Genomic DNA, 19,729 nt, shown 5'->3' with positions numbered 1-19,729 from the left:
AACGTGATGAACGCACATGCGCGGCACCGCCGCATCGACCTGACCGCGGCGCTCGCCGGAGTGGCCGCCACGCTCGTGCTCGCCGCCGGCTGCGGCAATGGCGCGGCCAAGGAAGCGGAGGCCAAGGCCGCCGCGCCCGCGGCGCCGCCCGTGCTCGACATCGGCAAGGAGAACACGGTGCGCGTCACGCTTGACGACATCCGCACCGGACCGGTGATCTCCGGCACCCTCGCGCCCAAGGACCAGGCCACCGTGCGGGCCGAGGTCGGCGGCTCGGTCCTGTCGGTCTCGGCCGAGCAGGGCCAGGCCGTCCGGCGCGGACAGGTGCTCGCGCGCATCGAAGCGCGCACGGCCGGCGAGGCCGTCACCTCGGCCGAGTCGTCGGTGCGCTCGCAGGAGCAGGCGCTCGAGCTCGCCAAGCGCGAACTGGCCCGCGCCGAGAAGCTCGTCTCGGCCGGCGCCGTGGCGGAGCGCGCCGTCGAAGCCGCGCGCAACGAGGTGGTGCGCCTCGAGTCCGAGGTCGCCGGGGCCCGCAGCCGCCTGCTGAACGCGCGCGAGGCGCTCGGCGATGCGACGGTCACCGCGCCGATCAGCGGCGTGGTGGCCGAGCGTCCCGTCAACGCCGGCGACGTCGTGGCGCCGGGCACGGCGCTGTACACGATCGTCGACCCGACCAGCATCCAGTTGGAGGCGTCGGTGCCGTCCGAGTCGCTGGCCGCGGTGCGCGTGGGGGCGCAGGTGACCTTCCAGGTGCGCGGCTATCCCGACCAGGCGTTCACCGGCCGCATCGAGCGCGTCAGCCCGACCGCGGACCCCACCACGCGTCAGGTGCCGATCTGGGTCACCGTCGACAACCGTAGCGGTCGGCTGGTGGCGGGGCTCTTCGCCGACGGGCGCGTCACCCAGGAGGAGCGTCGCGGCCTGGTGTTGCCGCTCAGCGTGATCGCCGACCCGGAGACGCAGCCGTCGGTGTTGCGCATCCGCGGCGGCAAGGTCGAGAAGGTCAGCGTGCGGCTCGGCCTGGTGGACGCGCAGAACGAGCGGGCCGAGGTGGTGGAGGGACTCGCCGACGGCGACGTGCTGCTGACCGGCGTGGCGCAGGGCGTGACACCCGGCACGCAGGTGCGCGTCACCGACCGATCGCAGGCCGCCGCCCCGGCCGCGACGCCGGCATCGGCCGCGCCCAAGTCGTAGGCGAACGGCAGTCGGCAGTCGGCAGTCGGCAGTCGGCATTGGCAGTGGGATCGGGGGCGGTGCGGTCCGGGCGATGCGTCGCCCGGTGCCCGGTTCCCGGTGCCCGGTACCCGGAATCTGTAAGGAGACCCTGCAGTGTTCATCTCCGATTTCGCCATCAAGCGGCCCACGGTCACCGTCGTCGCGATGCTGGCGCTCGTGGTCTTCGGCTTCTTCGCGCTGCTGAAGCTCGAGGTCGACGAGTTCCCCGAGATCGCTCCGCCCGTCGTGTCGGTCGCGCTGCCGTTCCCCGGTGCGTCGCCCGACCAGGTCGAGCGCGACGTGATCGATCCGATCGAGGAAGGGATCTCGAGCATCAGCGGGCTGAAGAAGCTCGACTCGCAGTCGCTCGACAGCTTCGGCCTGATCGTCGCCGAGTTCGAGTTCGGCAAGGAGCCGGCCGAGGCGGTGCAGGAGATCCGCGACAAGATCTCCGAGATCCGCAACGAGCTGCCGCAGGAACTCGAGGAGCCGATCCTCAAGCGCTTCGACCCGAACGACTTCCCGATCGTGACGCTGGCGCTGACGTCGACCAACCTCACGGGCGCCCAGCTCACGCAGATCGCCGATCCGGGCGTCACCAACGAACTGCGCGGCATCCGCAACGTCGCGGAGGTCGTGGTGGTCGGGGCGATCGAGCGGGAGATCACCGTCGAGATCGACCCGACCGCCATGCAGACGGCCGGCGTCAGCGTCGGCCAGGTCGTCGCCGCGCTGCAGTCGCAGAACCTTGCGGTGCCGGTGGGACGGCTGCAGGGCGGCATCAGCGAGCGGACCATCCGCCTGCGTGGCCGCCTGCAGACGCCGAACGAGTTCGGGCAGATTGCCATCAGCCAGGCCGGCGGGCGCATCGTCAGGCTGGCCGACGTGGCGCGCGTCTACGACGGCGCCGAGGAGCCCCGGACCGGCGCGGCCTTCAACAGCGCCAACGCCGTCGGCATCGAGGTCAAGAAGACGACCAACGCCTCGACGACCACCGTGAGCGCCGCGGTGATCGAGAAGGTGCGCGAGGTGCAGAAGACGCTGCCGCCCGGCGTCGAGCTCAAGCTGATTCGCGATGCCGGGGCGCGCGTCGAGGCGTCGGTCGAGAGCGTGCAGTCGGCCCTCATCGAGGGCGCCGTGCTGACGGTGATCACGGTGTTCCTGTTCCTGAACTCGTGGCGCTCGACGGTGATCACCGGCCTGGCGCTGCCGGTGTCGGTGCTGGCCTCGTTCATCACCGTGCTGATGTTCGGGTTCAAGCTCGAGACGATGTCGCTGCTCGGCCTGTCGCTGGCCATCGGCATCCTGATCGACGATGCGATCGTCGTGCGCGAGAACATCGTCCGCCACGTCGAGATGGGCAAGGACCACTACACGGCGGCCCGCGAAGGCACGTCGGAGATCGGGCTGGCGGTGGCGGCCACGACGCTGTCGATCGTCGTCGTGTTCGTGCCGATCGCCTTCATGGGCGGCCTGGCGCAGCAGTGGTTCGCGCCGCTCGCGCTGACCATCGCCTGCTCGGTGCTGGTGTCGCTGTTCGTGTCGTTCTCGCTCGACCCGATGCTGTCGGCGTACTGGCCCGATCCGCACATCCCGATCGAGCAGCGCAGCTTCATCTCGCGGGGGCTCGATCGGTTCAACCGCTGGTTCGACCGACAGGCCGACCGGTACAAGGGGCTGATCCGCTGGGCCCTGCGGCACCGCCTCGCGATGGTGCTGCTGACCATCGCGTCGTTCGTCGGCGCACTGGCGCTGCCGGCGCTCGGCCTGGTGGGCGGCGCCTTCCTGCCCGTCTCGGACAACTCGGAGTTCCAGGTGGTGGTGACCACGCCGCCCGGCTCGAACATCGAGTACACGAGGCTGAAGACGCAGGAGGTCTCGACCATCGCCCGCTCGCTGCCGGAGGTCGCCTACACCTACACGAGCATCGGTGGCCAGACCGAGTCGGTCGACGAGGGGAACGTGTTCATCAAGCTGACGCCGCGCGCCGAGCGGACGCGTCGCCAGGAGGAGGTGGCGGCCGACCTGCGCGCCAAGCTGCTGCACCTCGGTGGCGTGGAGGCGTGGATCAACACGAACTTCTTCGGCAACTTCAAGCAGATCCAGCTGCAGCTGACCGGCCCCGACGCGCAGCAGCTGTCGGTGCTGGCCGAGCGCATTCGCGACGAGGTGCGCCAGGTGCCCGGCGCGGTCGACGTCGGCCTCTCCACCAAGGGTCGCAAGCCCGAAGTGGACGTGCTGATCGATCGCGGCCTGGCAGGCTCGATGGGCATCACGGTCGGGCAGGTGGCGCAGGCCCTGCGCCCGGCCTTCGCCGGCATCGACACGGGCGACTGGATCGATCCGAGCGGCGAGACGCGCGACGTCTACGTGCGCCTCGCGCCGGAGTCGCGGCAGAACATCCGCGACCTGAACCAGCTGCCGATCGGCGTGATGGGGCCGCAGGGGCCGGTGCTGATCCCGCTGGGGCAGGTGGCCCGGCTCACGCAGAACATCGGCCCGGCCCGCATCGATCACCTGAACCGGGATCGGGTGATCAAGATCGAGGCGAACACGGAAGGGCGGTCGTTCAACTCCGTGCTCAGCGACGTCACGGCGCGGGTCAACCAGAAGGTCACGTTGCCGCCGGGCTACGAACTCTCGACGGGTGGCGAGTCGGCCGACCAGGCAGAAGTCTTCGGCGGCATCCTCGCGGCGCTGGCGCTGGCCATCCTGCTGATGTACTTCGTGCTCGTGCTGCAGTTCGGGTCGTTCCTCGACCCGCTGGCGATCATGGTGTCGCTGCCGCTGTCGCTGATCGGCGTCATGCTCGCCATGCTGTTCACCAACACGACGCTGAACCTGATGAGCATGATCGGGGTCATCCTGCTGATGGGCATCGTGGCCAAGAACGCCATCCTGCTGATCGACTTCGCGAAGTACTCGATGGAGCAGGGGATGGAACGACGCGAAGCGCTGATCGAGGCCGGCCGTGTCCGGTTGCGGCCGATCCTCATGACCAGTTTCGCGCTGGTCGCCGGGATGATCCCGGTCGCCATCGGCCACGGTGAAGGCGCGGACTTCCGCGCCCCGCTCGGCCGCGCCGTCATCGGCGGCGTCATCACGTCGACGGTGCTCACGCTGCTCGTCATCCCGACGATCTACGACATCATGGCCGGCTTCCGCGACTGGGCGTTCGGCCTGTTCCGCCGCCCGAGCAAGGCGCGCAGCCATGGCCCGGCGAGCGAGCACATCGAATTGCCGGAACCGGCGGCGACGCGGGCGGGCTCGTAGGCAGGACGGCTCACGGCGCAAGGCTCAAGGCTCAGAGATCATCCAGAACAGTTCAGTGTGCTTTCTGAGCCCTGAGCCCTGAGCCCTAGCCCTGAGCCTATTTCTCTCCCGTCGACCCGAATCCCCCCCTCGACCCCTCGTCCGCCTCGTGGACGAGGGGCACGAACTCCACGCGCGGCACGCGCAGCACGAAGGCCTGGGCGATGCGGTCGCCCCTGGCGATGGCGACCGGCGCCTGCGTGTAGTTGAGGACCAGCACCCGCGCCTCGTCGGCCGGTCCGCGATAGTCGCTGTCGAGCACGCCGAGGCCGTTGGCGACGATCAGGCCTCGCCTGGGCAGGGAACTGCGCGCCACGATGGCCAGGAAGTGGCCGGGCGGCACGGCGAACACCAGGCCGGTGGGCACCAGGGCGAGTTGGCCCGGCCCGACGGTCATATCGGTGGCGGCGGCCAGATCCATCGCGGCGGCGCCGACGGTCTGGTAACGGGGCTCGGGGACGTCCCCGAGCCGGCGGACGCCCACCGTTATGGAATCATTCGTTAAATCCACGATTGTGTATCTCCACATGTGATGGTATCGTCTTCCTCGACATCCGGAGCGGCCCGCAGCAGGCGCGGGCCCGGCAACCTGGGGCGGACATCCCAAGGTGCCAGCCCGGGCGGCCCGCAAGGGCGTCCGAGGCGATGCGGTTCGAGACGAACAACTACAAAGTGTCCGGCGGGGCAACCCGCAGCCTCCGGGTGTCTTCACTTGGTAACTCAGGAGAAGACACCATGATCCCTTCCGCCACCCACACCGAATCGACGCCGGCGCTCCGTCGTCCGTCGCTGCAGGTCGCCCTCTCGCCGGAAGACCGTCGCTTCCAGCGCCTGGGGGAGAACCACCACCTCTGGCGCAACGGACGGTTCTGGTGGATCGCGTATACGGTTATCATTGACGGCTGGCGTCAGGAGCGGATTCGTCACTCGCTCAAGACGGACGACTTGACCGAGGCGCGCGTGCGCCGGGACGAGATCCTGGCCAGCGTGAGCTCCGAGGGCGTGCTGCGCCGCGTGAGCTGAGCCCGGCGCGTCATCTCGCCGCCGCCCGCGTGCCCGATCGTGCGCGCGTCGGTGGACAACGTGAACGGCTGGCACGGCGAAGCTCCGGCCCACAACTTTCGCAGCACCTGAAGGATTAGCCCCGCATGTCCCGTTTCGTTCTCACCTCGGAGTCGGTGTCCGAGGGCCACCCGGACAAGGTCGCCGACTACGTCTCCGACTCGGTCCTCGATGCCTGTCTCGCGCAAGACCCCACGTCCAAGGTGGCGTGCGAGACGCTCGTCAAGGAAGACCTCGTCGTGCTCGCCGGCGAAATCACGACCGGCGCCACGGGCCTCGACTACACGAAGATCGCCCGGCAGGCCATCCGCGAGATCGGCTACGACTGGCCGAGCGAGGTGTTCAACGCCGACGGCGTCACCGTGATCGAGAAGATCACCGCGCAGTCCAAGGAGATCAACGCCAGCGTCGTCGACAAGGCGAAGGCCGAGGAGCAGGGCGCCGGCGATCAGGGCCTGATGTTCGGCTACGCCACCAACGAGAGCCCCGAGCTGATGCCGCTGCCGCTGCTGCTCTCGCACCGGCTCACCAAGGGCCTGGCCGACGACCGTCGCAAGGCCGGCGCGTACGCGTTCCTCCGTCCCGACGCCAAGAGCCAGGTGTCGGTGCGCTACGAGAACGGCAAGCCGGTGGCGATCGAGCGCGTGGTGGTGTCCACGCAGCACACCGAGGGCAAGGACCAGGCCGAGATCCGGGCCTACGTGATCGAGGATCTCGCCCCGCGCGTCCTCGGCGAGTGGTGCCCGAAGGCCGACCTCTTCCTCGTCAACCCGTCCGGGAGCTTCGCGCACGGCGGGCCATCGGCCGATGCCGGCGTGACGGGCCGCAAGATCATCGTCGACTCGTACGGCGGCGCGGCGCGCCACGGCGGCGGCGCGTTCTCCGGCAAGGACCCCTCCAAGGTGGACCGCAGCGCGGCGTACTTCGGCCGCTACGTGGCCCGCGAGGTCGTCAAGGCCGGTCTGGCGCAGCGCTGCGAGGTGCAGTTCTCCTACGCCATCGGCGTCGCCGAGCCGACCTCGCTCCTGGTCGACACGTTCGGCACCGGCGACAACCAGGCCGCCGAGGACTTCGTGCGCAAGACGTTCGACATGCGTCCGGCCGGCATCATCAGGACCCTGGACCTGCTGCGCCCGATCTACCGCCAGACGACCAACTACGGCCACTTCGGCCGCCCGGGGCTGCCCTGGGAAGCATAGGCGTCGCCGCACCTCGCGCGTGACGTCCACGGCCGCTCCTCGGCACAGGGGAGCGGCCGTTTGTCGTCCTGGGGAAGGCGCACGGCTTCAGGCTCAAGGCTCATGGGACGCCGTCAGCCACGCGCCATCAGCCCGTACAATTCAAGGGTGACCGCCATCGTGTTCGACCTCGACGGGACGCTCGTGGATTCGCTCGACGACATCACGGCTGCCTTCCGCCGCAGCTTCCACGTGATCGGCGCCGAACCGCCGCCGCCCGACGCGGTGCGCCTGCTCATCGGCAAGCCGCTGCGCGAGATGTACGCGCCCTGGGCCCCGGCCGACGTCCTCGACGACCTGGTGGCCGAGTACCGGCGCGACTACTCGCAGCGCTGCGCGGACCGCACGCGCCCGTTCCCGGGCATCGTGCCGCTGCTCTCGGAACTGCGCGCCAGCGGGCACGCGCTCGCGGTGGCCACCACCAAGACTTCCTGGATGGCGCGGACCGTCGTCGAGCGTCTCGGCATCGCCGACGCGCTCGATCACGTGCAGGGCACCGACGACTTCCCGCACAAGCCCGCTCCCGACGTCATCCACCACGCGCTGAAGGGCGTGGGCCGCCCCGGTGCGTGGATGGTCGGCGATGCCCCGAGCGACGTCGCCGCCGGTCGCGCTGCCGGCCTGCGCACGTGCGCCGTCACGTGGGGCGTCGGAGAGGAAGGCCACCTCCGCGCTGCCGAACCCGACGCGCTGGTCACCACCGTCGAGGATCTCCGCGCACTGCTCCTGGGCTGAGGCTCGGGGGCTGCGCTCGTTCCCGGGTCGAGGTCCCGGGACCCTTCTGCCTTCTGCCCCAATCCTGGGTACTTTGTTCTTTGACCTTGCCGGTGCCCGGTGCCCCCTGCCCGGTGCCCGGTACCAGATACCCGGCGCGCGTCCCGATTCCCGACTCCCGACTCCCGACTCCCGCTTCCCGATTCCCGATTCCCGACTCCCGCCTCCCGCCTCCCGCCTCCCGACTCCCAACTCCCGGCTCCCGCCTCCCGACTCCCGACTCCCGACTCCCGGTATAGTGCTGCCTGACGTGCCGTTCGACTCGCTCCTGCGCGACATCCTCACCAGCCGGGTCTACGACGTGGCCCGGGAGACCCCGCTCGACCCCGCGCCGCGGCTGTCGGCGCGACTGGGCACGTCGGTGCTGCTCAAGCGCGAGGACCTGCAGCCGGTCTTCAGCTTCAAGATCCGCGGCGCCTACAACCGCATGGCGAGGCTCACCGCCGAGGAGCGCGGCCGCGGCGTGATCGCGGCCAGCGCCGGCAACCACGCGCAGGGCGTGGCGCTGTCGGCCCAGCACCTCGGCATGCGCGCGACGATCGTGATGCCGCAGACGACGCCCGACATCAAGGTGGACGCGGTGCGCAACCGTGGCGCGGAAGTGGTGCTGGCCGGAGACACGTACGCGGATGCCTACGCGTTCGCCTGCGAGGAGGCGTCGCGCACGGGCGCGACGTTCATCCACCCCTTCGACGACCCGCTGGTCATCGCCGGGCAGGGAACGGTCGGCGACGAGATCGTGCGGCAGCGTCCCGGCGAGCTGGCGGGGATCTTCATCCCGGTGGGCGGCGGCGGGCTGCTGGCCGGCATCGCCGCCTACGTCAAGGCGGTGCTGCCCGCGGTGCGGATCATCGGTGTCGAGCCGGTCGATGCCGATGCGATGGCGCGCTCGCTGGCGGCCGGCCACCGCGTCGTGCTCGAGCGCGTCGGGCTGTTTGCCGACGGCGTGGCCGTCCGCGAGGTGGGGGAGCACACGTTCGCGATCGCGACGCAGACCGTCGACGAGATCGTGCTGGTCGACAACGACGCGATCTGCGCGGCCATCAAGGACGTCTTCGACGACACGCGGACGATCATGGAGCCGGCCGGCGCCCTGGCGGTCGCCGGCCTGAAGGCGTGGGCCGCGGCGCAACCCGACCTCCCGCCCGGCGCGCTCGTCGCCGTGCTGAGCGGCGCCAACATGAACTTCGATCGCCTGCGGTTCGTCGCCGAGCGCGCCGAACTCGGCGAGCAGCGCGAGGCGCTGTTCGCGGTCACGATCCCGGAGCGCAAGGGGGCCTTCCGCGAGTTCTGCACGATCCTCGGGCCCCGCGTCATCACGGAGTTCAACTACCGCCTGAGCACGCGGGCCGAGGCGCACATCTTCGTCGGGGTGGGGACCCGGTCGCGGGCCGACGCCGACGACGTGCTGGTGCGGTTGCGGGAGGGCGGGTATCGCGTCGCCGACCTCACGCAGAGCGAGCTGGCCAAGCTCCACGTGCGCTACATGGTCGGCGGACGGTCACGCGACGTGACACGCGAGCGCGTGTGCCGCTTCGAGTTCCCCGAGCGCCCGGGCGCCCTGCTGCAGTTCCTCGACACGCTCGGCGGCCGCTGGAACATCAGCCTGTTCCACTATCGCAACCACGGGGCCGACATCGGTCGCGTGCTGGCCGGCTTCGAGGTGCCGCCGGAGGAAGACGCGGCCTTCGACGGCTTCCTGGAGGCGCTGGGCTACCGGTCGTTCGAGGACACCGGGGAAGACGCATACGAACGGTTCCTCGCCTGACGGGGGCCCGGGGACCGGCAGGCGGTCCTTGACCTCCGTGTCACCGTGGCACATCATCCGCGCATGTCCCACTCCTCCCGTCGTTCGTTCCTGAAGCAGGCCGCCGCCGCGCCTGCCGCTGCCGCGGCTGCCTCGGTCCTGGCCCCCTCTGCCGGCGTGGCCCCGTCCACGGCGCTGGCCGCTCCCGGCGGTTCGCCGAAGAAGGCCGTCCTCATCGGCATGCTCCCCAAGGACCTGCCGTATGCCGAACGCTTCGCGCTGGCGCGCGAGGTCGGCTTCGAGGGCATGGAGGTCAACACGATCGACGACCCGAAGGTCGCCGAGGAGATCGCGAAGGCCGCCCAGGCGGCCAAGCTGCCGATCCACTCGGTGATGAACAGCGAGCACTGGCGCTCGCCCCTGTCCTCGCCCGATCCGGCGGTGGTCGACAAGAGCGTCAAGGGGATGCTCACCTCCATCGCCAATGCCAAGCTGCTCGGCGCCGACACGGTGCTGCTCGTGCCCGCGGTCGTCGACGCCAGGACCGGCTACAAGGACGCCTGGGACCGCTCGCACAAGGTGATCCGCGAGCGCATCCTGCCCGAGGCCGAGAAGCAGGGCATCGTCATCGGCATCGAGGAGGTGTGGAACAAGTTCCTCCTCAGCCCGCTGGAGATGAACACGTACGTCGACAGCTTCAAGTCCAAGTGGGTGCAGGCCTATTTCGACGTCGGCAACATCGTCTTCTACGCCTACCCGCAGGACTGGATCCGGACGCTCGGACCGCGGATCAAGAAGGTGCACCTCAAGGACTTCCGCCTCGACAGGCGCGAGGGCAAGTTCGACTTCGTGCACCTCGGCGAGGGCGACATCGACTGGGTGGAGGTCCGCAAGGCGCTCCACGACATCGGCTACAACGGCTACATGACCACCGAGATCAAGGGCGGCGACAAGGCCTACCTGGCCGACGTCGTGGCACGCATCGACAACTTCCTCGGCGGCAAGCCACCGGTGGCCAAGGCCACACCCTCGGCCTGAGCTGCGCCCGCCCCGCCCCGTGCGGGGCGCTCGCGGCCCCTGATGGGCCGCCCCCTCACATCGCCCTCGTTGGCCGCGCTGGCCGCCGAGGGCGATGTCGTCTCAGTCGAGGCCGTCGGCATCGTCGCCGTCGCCGGCCGCGACCTCGTCCTGTGGTTCTCCCTCCCGACCAGTGCCCGGCGTGGTCTGCAGCGGAATGAGCTGGAGGGCGATCGACGCGCGGAGTCGGCTGACGGCGAGCTCCAGGTCATCGCCGATCCACATCCATTCGAGCAGCGCGGCCTGGCACAGCCCCATCAGGTTGCCCGCGAGCACGTGCGCATCGGCGCCCTCCGCGAGCGAGCCGGACTGCTGTGCGCGCTCGAGCCGTGCCGCGAGTTGGTCGCGGAAGGTCTCGTGCAGCCACTGGACGGCGCGCGCGTTGGGGCCCCTGCCGAACCAGTGGGCGCGCAGGGCTGCCGCCCCGGCGACGTCGAGCGCCAGATACGGCTCGAACAGCGCCCCGAGGAGCAGGGTCACCTCGGTCACGAGCTCGGTCTGCACCGGGGTGGCGAGGGCCTCCTTCATGGCCGCGGCCATCGGATCGTGGAGGACCAGGAGCAGGAGATCCTCCTTGTCACTGGCGTGCTGGAACAAGGTGCCGACGGCGACGCGCGCCTGATCGGCAATCTGCTGGCTCGTGGTGTCGTCGAAGCCCCGCGTGCTGAACAGCTCCCGAGCCGCCTCCCTGACGCGCTCCCTGGTCTGGGCCTTGGCGAGTTGGCGAACCCCCACGGCCAGCGACAGGCGGAGCGCGGGGTCGTCCATGGGGCCGGTCGAGTTCATTCGATGAATGTACTCAATGAGTCTACTAAGTCAAACGTGAGACTCTGTGCAGTAAAGTATGTTCTCGGGTGCCGTCGCTGACGGTAAGAATCATTCAATGAATCTGTTCAGTGAGTGAAATACAGCCGAGCGATAAGCGTCCAGATCTAGCGGGATGCCGCCACACCTCGACGACAAGTCGCCTGTGCTCAGCTATTTGGCGTTTCGTAGAACGACGGCGTCGCGGTCACGGATGGATAGGTGATCAGCACGTCGCATCCATCAGTGCTTTCCAGGGTGAACGCATTCGACGAGGCGGGGACGCACCACACGCTTCCAGGCGAGAGCGGCCGGCCATCGATCGTCCCTTGCCCCTTGATGCCAATCACCAGGTGGAAGTGCGGCGCCAGCGCCGCGAACGCCACCGGGGCGGAGATCGACCGGCACTCCAGCGTGAAATACCGGCAGTGCGTCAGGATCGTGCGGCCCGCGTCAGCGGTGTGCCGCGTATCGTTGCCGAGCGTGTACGGCCCCAGGTCGGACACGGTGAGACCGTGCTCGATGTGCAACTCACGGCCGCGCCCGTAGTCGAACAGCCGGTAGGTGATGTCGGACTGTTCCTGAATCTCCACCAGCGTCAGCCCGGCCCCCAGCGCGTGCACCGTGCCGGCCGGCACCAGGTAGGTGTCGCCCGCCGCTGCCGGCCGCCAGTCGACCAACCGCTCGATCTCGCCCGACACGGCCGCCGCCTCGGCCTGCTCCCGCGTCAGCGGCGCCGACAGCCCGAGCCCGATCGTCGCGTTCGGCTCGGCGTGCAGGACGTGCCACGCCTCCGTCTTCCCCCGGGAGCCCCCATGATGCTCCGCCGCATACGCGTCGTCGGGATGCACCTGCACGGAGAGGCGCTCCGACGTGAACAGCATCTTCAGCAGCAGGGGGCACTCGGTGCCGTGGTCTGGGCCGAGGATCTCGACCGGATTGGCCCGGACGATCTCGCCGAACGTCGGCCCGAGGCTGGTGGGATTGCCGTCGGCCGTGAACCAGGCCTCGCCAATCCGCGCCGCGCCGGCCGGGGCGGTGAACCACGGGGAGAGGTCGGTGACGCCCCACGGCCGCTCGGCGAACGTGGGCTGGAGGGCGAACGGGCGTTCCCAGGCGGCGGCCATCCGCACATTCTAAGCGCCACGCCGCGGGCCCTGCGCCCTGCCCCTCGCGACGCGAGCCAGGCGCCCCTCTAGAATCTCCCCATGTCCACCTCCCTCGACGCCCGCGGACGCACCAGGCGTGCACTCCTCATCAGCGGCGCCGCCGCCGTCACCGCGTGGGCGGGACGCGCGCCCGCCCTCGCCTTCCGCGACGTGAGCGGGCCCGATCCGTTCACGCTCGGCGTGGCCTCGGGCGACCCGTGGGCCACCAGCGTGGTGCTGTGGACGCGGCTGGCGCCGGTGCCGCTCGCCGCGGACGGCCTCGGCGGCATGCCGGCGCGCGACGTCGCGGTGCGCTGGGAAGTGGCGGCCGACGAGAAGTTCACGCGGATCGTGCGTCGTGGGCAGGTGAACGCCCGCGCTTCGGCGGCGCACGCCGTGCACGTCGAGGTCGGCGGCCTTGCCCCGGGCCGCGAGTACTACTACCGCTTCACGGCGATGGGGCAGCAGTCGCGCACCGGCCGGGCGCGTACCGCCCCCGCGGCGGGGCAGGCGCCGGCCGCGCGCTTCGGGGTGGTGTCGTGCTCCCGCTACGAGACCGGGCACTTCACCGCATACGCGCACCTGGCCGGGGAGCGCCCCGACCTCGTGCTGCACCTCGGCGACTACATCTACGAATACGCCGGCAACCCGTCGACCCCGGTCGCCCGGCCCTTCGCGCAGGGCGAGATCACGACGCTGGCCGACTACCGCCTGCGCTACGCGCGGTACCGGCTCGATCCCGACCTGCAGGCGCTGCACGCCACCTCTCCCTTCGCGGTGGTCTTCGACGATCACGAGGTCGACAACAACTGGGCCGGCGACGTGCCCGAAGACGGGCAGACGCGTGAGCAGTTCCTTGCGCGTCGGGCGGCGGCGTTCCGGGCCTACCACGAGGTGATGCCGCTGCGGCAGGCGGCGCGGCCCGACGGCAGCCGGATGCGCCTGCATCGCGACCTCGCGTGGGGCGACCTCGCGACGCTGTACATGCTCGACACCCGGCAGTACCGCGACGACCAGCCCTGCGGCGACGGCAACAAGGTCGACTGCGCGGAGGCTGCCCGTCCCGGCCGCACCATGCTCGGCGCCGCACAGGAAGCGTGGCTGCGCGAACGCGCCCAGGCCTCCCGGGCGCGCTGGGACGTGCTCGGGCAGCAGGTCTTCTTCGGCGAGCTGGTGCGGCCCCTGCCCGATGGCCGCAACGCCGCGCCGATGGACTCGTGGAACGGCTACCTCGCGGCACGCGCCCGCGTGCTCGACACCTTCACCACGCGCCCGCGCAACCTGGTCGTGCTCACCGGCGACATCCACCGGCACTACGCGGCGACGCTGCACGTCGGCGGGCCCGAGGGTCGCCCCGTCGGCGGCGAGTTCGTGACCACGTCGGTCACCAGCGGCGGCGACGGCACCGACGCGCCCGCGTCCTCGGACCCGATCCTCGCGCGCAACCCGAACATCCACTACACCTGCGACCGCCGCGGCTACCTGCTGGCCGACGTCACGCCCGAGGCCTGGACCACGCACTACCGGGTGGTGCCCTGGGTCACCCGCCCGGGAGCCCCCCTCGAGACCCGGCGGACGTATGTCATGGAGGCCGGACGTCCGGGCCTGACGTTGGCCGGCTGATCCCTTCCCTACAGCCGGGGCGGCAGGATGCCGACAAGGTGGGGGAGACCTGGACCGTGACTGCGCCCCCTCCTCCCCGGCAGGGCGTGGCCTCCGGCCCTCCGACCACGGAGGGGCCGGTCGCCGACGCTGCTGTCCTCCGACCGCCGGCTCCCGACCCGGACGCGGACTCCCTCACGCACGCCCTCTCGCACGACCTCCGGGCGCCCCTGCGGGCCATCGAGGGATACGCGCAGGCGCTGGTCGAAGACTACGGAGACCGTCTCCCCGATCAGGCGCGCGAGTTCGTCAGCCGGATCAGGCAGGCGCGGCGCACCGTCGAGGACCGCGTCGATGCGCTCCTGCGTCTGTCGCGGCTCGGGCACGGCGCCCTGCATTCCGACCCCACCGACCTGGCGCCGGTGGTGAGCCGCATCCTCGAGGACCTCGCCCGGACCGAGCCGGGACGCCGCGTCGCGACGCGCGTGGCCGATCGCATCCCCGTGCTCGGCGATCCGGCGCTGCTGGGCATCGCGATCGAGAACCTGCTCACCAACGCCTGGAAGTTCACGCGTCGTGCCGCCTGCCCCCTGATCACGGTGGCGGTCACCCGGGCGGGCGACGACGTGGTGATCAGCGTCAGCGACAACGGCATCGGCTTCGACATGCGCCAGGCCCACCGGCTCGGCGTGCCGTTCCAGCGATTGCACGCCCCTGGAGCCTTCGAGGGGCTCGGCATCGGTCTGGCCTCCGCGCGCCGCATCGTCGAGCGGCACGGCGGGCGGTTGTGGGCCGAAAGCGTCCCCGGGCAGGGCGCGACCTTCCACCTCTCGCTGCCCGCCGCCCCTCCCGACTAGCCCATGGCCGACTCGTCGTTGTCGCTCGTTCGTCGCCAGCCCGGTCCCACGGTCACGGGCCCGGAACCCGTCGATGCCGTGGTTCCGGCCGGCCAGCCGCACCTGTTCGGCGACCCGCATGGCGGCGCCGGCCGCGCCATCGGCGTGCGTCGTGCCCCGGCTCGCCCCATCCGCCTGCTGCTGGTGGAGGATTCGCACGACGATGCGTGGCTGGTGCAGCGCCAGCTCGAGCGGGGCGGCTTCGCGCCCGAGATCCTGCGCGTGCAGGATGCGCACGGGCTGCGCGGTGCCCTGCAGGGTGGCCGATGGGACCTGGCGATCGTCGACTACTCGCTGCCGGAGCTGTCGGGGCTCGACGCGGTGCGCATCGTCCGGCAGCACTGCACCAGCCTGCCGTGCCTGCTCGTCTCGGGCACCGTCGGCGAGCACCTGGCGGTCGAGGCCATGCGGCTCGGCGCCAACGACTACCTGATGAAGGGCAACCTGACGCGACTGGTGCCGGCCGTGGAGCGCGAACTGCGCGAATCGGAGAGCCGGGCCGAGCGTCGCCGCGCCGAGCGCGCCCTCGCCGCGAGCGAGGAGCGCACCCGCCTGATCATCGAGCACGCCCTCGACGCGGTCGTGTCGTTCACCGCGCAGGGGCAGATCACCGAGTGGAACCTGCGCGCCGAGGAGATCTTCGGTCGGTCGCGCGTCGAGGTGATCGGTCGCCCGTTCCACGAGGTCTGCCTGGCGCCCGCCGAGCGGGTGCCGTTCGTCGACGCGCTGGCCGAGGGCTTCCCGCCGGCGTGCGCGTTCGGCGTGAAGCGGCGCGTCGAGACGCTTGGCGAGCATCGCGACGGCCGGGACCTCTCGCTCGAGCTCTCGCTGGTGCCGGTGCCCTCGTCGGCCGGGCTGTCCTACAGCGCCTTCCTTCGCGACCTCTCCGAGCGACGCGAGAGCGAGGCCAAGCGCGCGAGTCTCGAGGCGCAGCTGCGGCAGTCGCAGAAGATGGAGGCCATCGGCAAGCTGGCCGGCGGTGTCGCCCACGACTTCAACAACCTGCTGACCGTGATCCAGGGGCAGTCGGCGCTGCTGGAGGACAACCTGCTCGAGCCGGGCGAGGTGACCCCGGCGGCGCGCGCCATCGGCGAGGCGGCCGACAAGGCCGCCGAACTCACGCGGCAGCTGCTCGCCTTCAGTCGCCGGCAGGTGGTGCAGCTGACCCCGACCGACGTCAACGAACTGGTGGCCGATCTCGGCAAGCTGCTGCGCCGCCTGATCGGTGCCGACATCGAGCTGCACAGCGTCCTCGCCCCTGGCCGGGTCCACATCAACGCCGACGCCGGGATGATCGAGCAGGTGCTGATGAACCTGGCCGTGAACGCGCGCGATGCGATGCCGACCGGCGGCTCCCTGGTGGTGTCGACGGCGGTGGTGCACGCCCGCCCACCGCGCACCGCGACCGCGGCCCCCGGGCCCGGCCAGTACGCGCGGCTCACGGTCCGCGACTCCGGCACGGGCATCGCCGCCGAGCACCTGCCGCACATCTTCGAGCCCTTCTACACGACCAAGGACAAGGCGCGCTCGACCGGGCTCGGCCTGGCGACGGTGTTCGGCATCGTCGAGCAGCATCGCGGCTGGGTCGAGGTGCGCACGAAGGTGGGGGAGGGCACGCAGTTCGACGTGTACATCCCGCAGTGCCTGGCCGGCACCGTGGTGCCGACGCCGGCGCTCGCCGCGCCGCCGCCATTGCCGCGCGGCCACGAGTGCATCCTCGTGGTGGAGGACGAACTGGCGGTGCGCGAGATGGTGCGCGACGTGCTCGTGCGGCAGGGGTACCGCGTGCACGAGGCGGCCTCGGGCCGGGAAGCCCTCGACATCTGGGCGCGTCACCGCAAGGACATCGAACTGGTGCTCACCGACATCGTGATGCCCGATGGCATCATGGGCACCGACCTGGTGTCACGCCTGATCGAGGATCGGCCCGACCTGCCGGTGATCTTCTCGAGCGGCTACAGCCAGGAGTCCGACGAGTCGCGCCTGTCGCTCGAGGCCGGCGTCAACTTCCTGCAGAAGCCCTATCGGCCCGCCACGCTGATCCGCCTGATCCGCGAACGGCTCACGGCGGCCAGCCAGCGATCGCCGCGCTGACCGCCCCCGCCCGCCGGCTGTCGCTCCTTCACACCCCGACGCCGATCGGGCACGCGACATCGGTGCCGCCGAGGCCGCAATAGCCGTTCGGGTGGGTGTGCAGGTACTGCTGGTGGTACGCCTCGGCGAAGTAGAACGTCGGCGCATCGACGATCTCGGTCGTGATCGGGCCGAAGCCGGCCTCATCGAGCGCAGCCTGGTAGGCGTCGCGTGACGCATCGGCGGCGGCACGCTGCGCGGCGTCGTAGCACCCGATGAGCGAGCGGTACTGCGTGCCGACGTCGTTGCCCTGACGCATCCCCTGCGTCGGGTCGTGATTCTCCCAGAACGTCTTCAGCAACTCCGCATACGGGATCCGCGCCGGGTCGTACACGACGCGCACCACCTCGGTGTGCCCGGTCAGTCCCGTGCAGACCTCCTCGTAGGTCGGGTGCGGCGTGTAGCCGCCGGCGTACCCGACCGCCGTCGAGATCACGCCGGGCAGTTGCCAGAACTTGCGCTCGGCCCCCCAGAAGCAGCCCATCGCGAACTGCGCGAAGGCGCTGCCGGCCGGGAATGGCCCGTCGAGCGGGGCCGGCAACACGTGGTGCCGCGACGGCACCGGCATCGGCGTCTCACGTCCCGGCAACGCCTCGGCCGCCGTGGGCACGTGCAGCGATTTCCTCGTGAACCACATCGGTTGGTCCTCTCCTGTGCGGATGGTGTTTGACAACCGGCAGTCGGCTGTCGCGACCGACCGTCGGCCAAGGCCGACGGCTACGGCCCCGGTGCCCGGTGCCCGGTGCCCGGTGCCCGGTGCCCGGTGCCCGGTGCCCGGTCTTTAGACGCGCACGAACGGGTACGCGGTGGTGTTGCGCCAGACCCAGAACGCAAGCGTCACCACCAGCATCGTCCAGGCCAGCGCGGTGCGCCAGCGCGACGCCCGCACCTCATCGGTCACGGCCGGCAGGAACACGAACAGCAGCAGGGCAGGACCGCTCACCAGGCCCCACGGATTGAAGGAGAAGGCGCGGGCCAGGTCGCCGTGCAGCAGGAAGTGCAGGCTGCGCGTCAGGCCGCACCCCGGGCAGGCGTACCCGGTGAGCGTGAGGTACGGGCAGGGCAGCGTCAGGCGGTGCTGCGTCGGGTCGACCGCATACAGCACCGCCGTCGCCGAGAGGAGCAGGACGATGGCCGCAGCCACCGTCCCCGGGGTTCTGCGAACCGCCATCGGCGCTACATGCTGCCGGTCATCGCTCCGAGCACCGCCATCCCGCCGAAGAACAGGATCCAGAGCAGGGCGAGCCCGAGCAGGATCGTGCCGATGATGCCGAGGATCTTGGCCACCTGCGCCATGCCCCGGTTGCTCTCCGCGATGCGGCCGGCGTCGATATGCTTCAGTTCCTCGTTGCCGAGGTACCAGGCCACCGGCGCGAGGAACCCACAACAGACGATGCCGAGGACGCCCACGACTACGGCCATGGTGGCCTTGCTGGCTTGCTGGGGCACCGCGGGTGCTCCGCCCGGGAACGGCGGCGGAACGCGGGGGGGCATGGGTGGCGGAAACGCGGGCGGGACGGGAGGCGTGGACATGCGCGCTCGACTCCGGACGAAGGGGGACTGGACGTGCGGCCCTAGTGTAAGCGCGTGCAGTCTCGCACAAACCCGTCGATGAGGCGAAGGCGCGGAATTCGGGCCAATCCATGAGACAGTACCTGCACGCGGTCGTGACGCGATGGAGGTGGAATGGAAGGCATCTTCCCGGCGTGGGGCCGGATTCTGCGGGGATACCGCCCAAACCTGTCGATTGAAATCACTCGGGAATGTCCGCTGCGTTGCCCGGGCTGCTATGCCTACGGCGACGATCACCTCGGCGGCGACCTCACGCTGCGGCAGATGGCTGACCTCAAGGGCGACGCCCTGGTCGCCGGCGTGCTCGAGGCGGTCCGCATCCACAAGCCGCTGCACCTGTCGATCATCGGCGGCGAGCCGCTCGTGCGATTCCGCGAACTCGACCAACTGCTGCCGCAGTTGTCGGCCATGGGCCTTTACGTGCAGGTCGTCACCAGCGCGGTGCGCCCGATTCCCGAGGCGTGGGCGCGCATCCCGCGCCTGCAGATCGTGGTCTCGATCGACGGCCTGGCGCCCGAGCACGACGTGCGGCGCGCGCCGGCCACCTACGATCGCATCCTGAAGCACATCGCCGGGCACCAGATCACGGTGCACTGCACGATCACGCGGCAGATCGTGCAGCGCGATGGCTACCTCGAGGAATTCCTGGACTTCTGGTCGGCCAATCGCGACACGCGGCAGGTGTGGTTCAGCCTCTACACGCCGCAGATCGGCGAGGAGTCGGAGGAGCGTCTACGGCCGGAGGATCGGGTGCGCGTGGTGCGCAACATCCTCGACCTGCGCACGCGTTACCCGAAGTTGCGCATGCCCAAGGGGATGGTGGAGGTGTACCTCAAGCCGCCCGCCTCCCCGGACGACTGCACGTTCGCCAAGACGACGTTGTGCGTGTCGTCTGACCTGCAGCGCCGCATCACGCCGTGCCAGTTCGGCGGCAACCCCGACTGCGCGCAGTGCGGGTGCATCGCGTCGGCCGGGCTCGACGCCATCGCGCGCCACCACCTGCCGGGCGGGCTGCGCGTGGGAGCCATCTTCGACGCGTCGTTCGGCATCGGCCGCGCCGTCGCCCGCCTCTCGGGCCGCGGCGAGAAGGCCCCGGCGGCGGCAGCATCGCCCGCCGCGGCGCCCGTGCCTGACGCGTAAGACGTTCAT

17 protein-coding genes and 1 riboswitch are annotated in these 19,729 nt (G+C 70.5%); of the genes, 11 read left to right on the top strand and 6 right to left on the bottom strand.

The window, feature by feature from the left end; genetic code table 11:
* Positions 1-6 precede the first annotated feature (6 nt).
* Positions 7-1,194 (top strand): efflux RND transporter periplasmic adaptor subunit, encoded by a 1,188-nt coding sequence (locus tag TBR22_RS17460; protein ID WP_239489128.1) that lies wholly within the window; start codon positions 7-9, stop codon positions 1,192-1,194.
* 135 nt (positions 1,195-1,329) lie between these two features.
* The gene (locus TBR22_RS17455; protein WP_239489127.1) at positions 1,330-4,488 is read left to right on the top strand and encodes an efflux RND transporter permease subunit; all 3,159 of its coding nucleotides are present in this window, start codon (positions 1,330-1,332) and stop codon (positions 4,486-4,488) included.
* A 97-nt stretch (positions 4,489-4,585) separates the two neighbouring features.
* Here TBR22_RS17455 and dut read toward each other — a convergent pair whose 3' ends face one another.
* Positions 4,586-5,011 carry a dUTP diphosphatase gene (gene dut / locus TBR22_RS17450; protein ID WP_239489126.1) on the bottom strand — a complete coding sequence of 142 codons (426 nt, stop codon included), beginning with the start codon at positions 5,009-5,011 and terminating at the stop codon, positions 4,586-4,588.
* 61 nt (positions 5,012-5,072) lie between these two features.
* Positions 5,073-5,206, top strand: a riboswitch (SAM-I-IV-variant riboswitch).
* A 56-nt stretch (positions 5,207-5,262) separates the two neighbouring features.
* Here dut and TBR22_RS17445 point away from each other — a divergent pair.
* From TBR22_RS17445 to TBR22_RS17425, 5 genes are all read left to right on the top strand, one after another.
* Positions 5,263-5,550 (top strand): hypothetical protein, encoded by a 288-nt coding sequence (locus TBR22_RS17445; protein ID WP_239489125.1) that lies wholly within the window; start codon positions 5,263-5,265, stop codon positions 5,548-5,550.
* A 125-nt stretch (positions 5,551-5,675) separates the two neighbouring features.
* A complete protein-coding gene (gene metK, locus TBR22_RS17440) occupies positions 5,676-6,788 on the top strand; it encodes a methionine adenosyltransferase (RefSeq protein WP_239489124.1) in 1,113 nt (370 codons plus the stop codon).
* Between the two features lie 147 nt (positions 6,789-6,935).
* A complete protein-coding gene (locus TBR22_RS17435) occupies positions 6,936-7,562 on the top strand; it encodes an HAD family hydrolase (protein WP_239489123.1) in 627 nt (208 codons plus the stop codon).
* Between the two features lie 289 nt (positions 7,563-7,851).
* A complete protein-coding gene (gene ilvA, locus TBR22_RS17430) occupies positions 7,852-9,369 on the top strand; it encodes a threonine ammonia-lyase, biosynthetic (RefSeq protein ID WP_239489122.1) in 1,518 nt (505 codons plus the stop codon).
* 63 nt (positions 9,370-9,432) lie between these two features.
* Entirely contained in the window at positions 9,433-10,386 is a 954-nt protein-coding gene (locus tag TBR22_RS17425) for a sugar phosphate isomerase/epimerase (RefSeq protein ID WP_239489121.1), read from the top strand.
* A 102-nt stretch (positions 10,387-10,488) separates the two neighbouring features.
* Here TBR22_RS17425 and TBR22_RS17420 read toward each other — a convergent pair whose 3' ends face one another.
* Together TBR22_RS17420 and TBR22_RS17415 are read right to left on the bottom strand one after the other, a co-directional pair.
* On the bottom strand, positions 10,489-11,211 hold the full coding sequence (locus TBR22_RS17420; protein WP_239489120.1) for a TetR/AcrR family transcriptional regulator: 723 nt from the start codon (positions 11,209-11,211) through the stop codon (positions 10,489-10,491).
* Between the two features lie 188 nt (positions 11,212-11,399).
* Positions 11,400-12,356: a class I mannose-6-phosphate isomerase gene (locus TBR22_RS17415; protein ID WP_239489119.1), complete on the bottom strand. Its 957-nt coding sequence runs from the start codon at positions 12,354-12,356 to the stop codon at positions 11,400-11,402.
* An 81-nt stretch (positions 12,357-12,437) separates the two neighbouring features.
* Here TBR22_RS17415 and TBR22_RS17410 point away from each other — a divergent pair, with 81 nt between their 5' ends.
* From TBR22_RS17410 to TBR22_RS17400, 3 genes are read left to right on the top strand one after another with little or no spacing between them, the layout of a single operon-like run.
* The gene (locus tag TBR22_RS17410) at positions 12,438-14,000 is read left to right on the top strand and encodes an alkaline phosphatase (RefSeq protein WP_239489118.1); all 1,563 of its coding nucleotides are present in this window, start codon (positions 12,438-12,440) and stop codon (positions 13,998-14,000) included.
* 56 nt (positions 14,001-14,056) lie between these two features.
* Positions 14,057-14,836 (top strand): ATP-binding protein, encoded by a 780-nt coding sequence (locus TBR22_RS17405; RefSeq protein WP_239489117.1) that lies wholly within the window; start codon positions 14,057-14,059, stop codon positions 14,834-14,836.
* 3 nt (positions 14,837-14,839) lie between these two features.
* Positions 14,840-16,969, top strand: coding sequence for a response regulator (locus TBR22_RS17400; protein WP_239489116.1), 2,130 nt, complete (start codon positions 14,840-14,842; stop codon positions 16,967-16,969).
* A 28-nt stretch (positions 16,970-16,997) separates the two neighbouring features.
* Here the strand turns inward: TBR22_RS17400 and msrA are convergent, their stop codons facing one another.
* The 3 genes from msrA to TBR22_RS17385 form a co-directional block, all read right to left on the bottom strand.
* Positions 16,998-17,645: a peptide-methionine (S)-S-oxide reductase MsrA gene (msrA, locus tag TBR22_RS17395; RefSeq protein WP_239489115.1), complete on the bottom strand. Its 648-nt coding sequence runs from the start codon at positions 17,643-17,645 to the stop codon at positions 16,998-17,000.
* Between the two features lie 144 nt (positions 17,646-17,789).
* Positions 17,790-18,179 (bottom strand): DUF2752 domain-containing protein, encoded by a 390-nt coding sequence (locus TBR22_RS17390; RefSeq protein WP_239489114.1) that lies wholly within the window; start codon positions 18,177-18,179, stop codon positions 17,790-17,792.
* A gap of 5 nt (positions 18,180-18,184) precedes the next feature.
* Positions 18,185-18,457 carry a DUF4190 domain-containing protein gene (locus TBR22_RS17385; protein ID WP_239489113.1) on the bottom strand — a complete coding sequence of 91 codons (273 nt, stop codon included), beginning with the start codon at positions 18,455-18,457 and terminating at the stop codon, positions 18,185-18,187.
* A 237-nt stretch (positions 18,458-18,694) separates the two neighbouring features.
* Here TBR22_RS17385 and TBR22_RS17380 point away from each other — a divergent pair, with 237 nt between their 5' ends.
* Positions 18,695-19,720: a radical SAM protein gene (locus TBR22_RS17380; RefSeq protein WP_239489112.1), complete on the top strand. Its 1,026-nt coding sequence runs from the start codon at positions 18,695-18,697 to the stop codon at positions 19,718-19,720.
* The last annotated feature ends 9 nt before the right edge of the window (positions 19,721-19,729 follow it).

The sequence above is a fragment of the Luteitalea sp. TBR-22 genome (assembly GCF_016865485.1).
Classification (GTDB): domain Bacteria; phylum Acidobacteriota; class Vicinamibacteria; order Vicinamibacterales; family Vicinamibacteraceae; genus Luteitalea.
The sequence above is the reverse complement of the archived record's forward strand: the minus strand, read 5'-3'. Positions and strand labels throughout refer to the sequence as shown.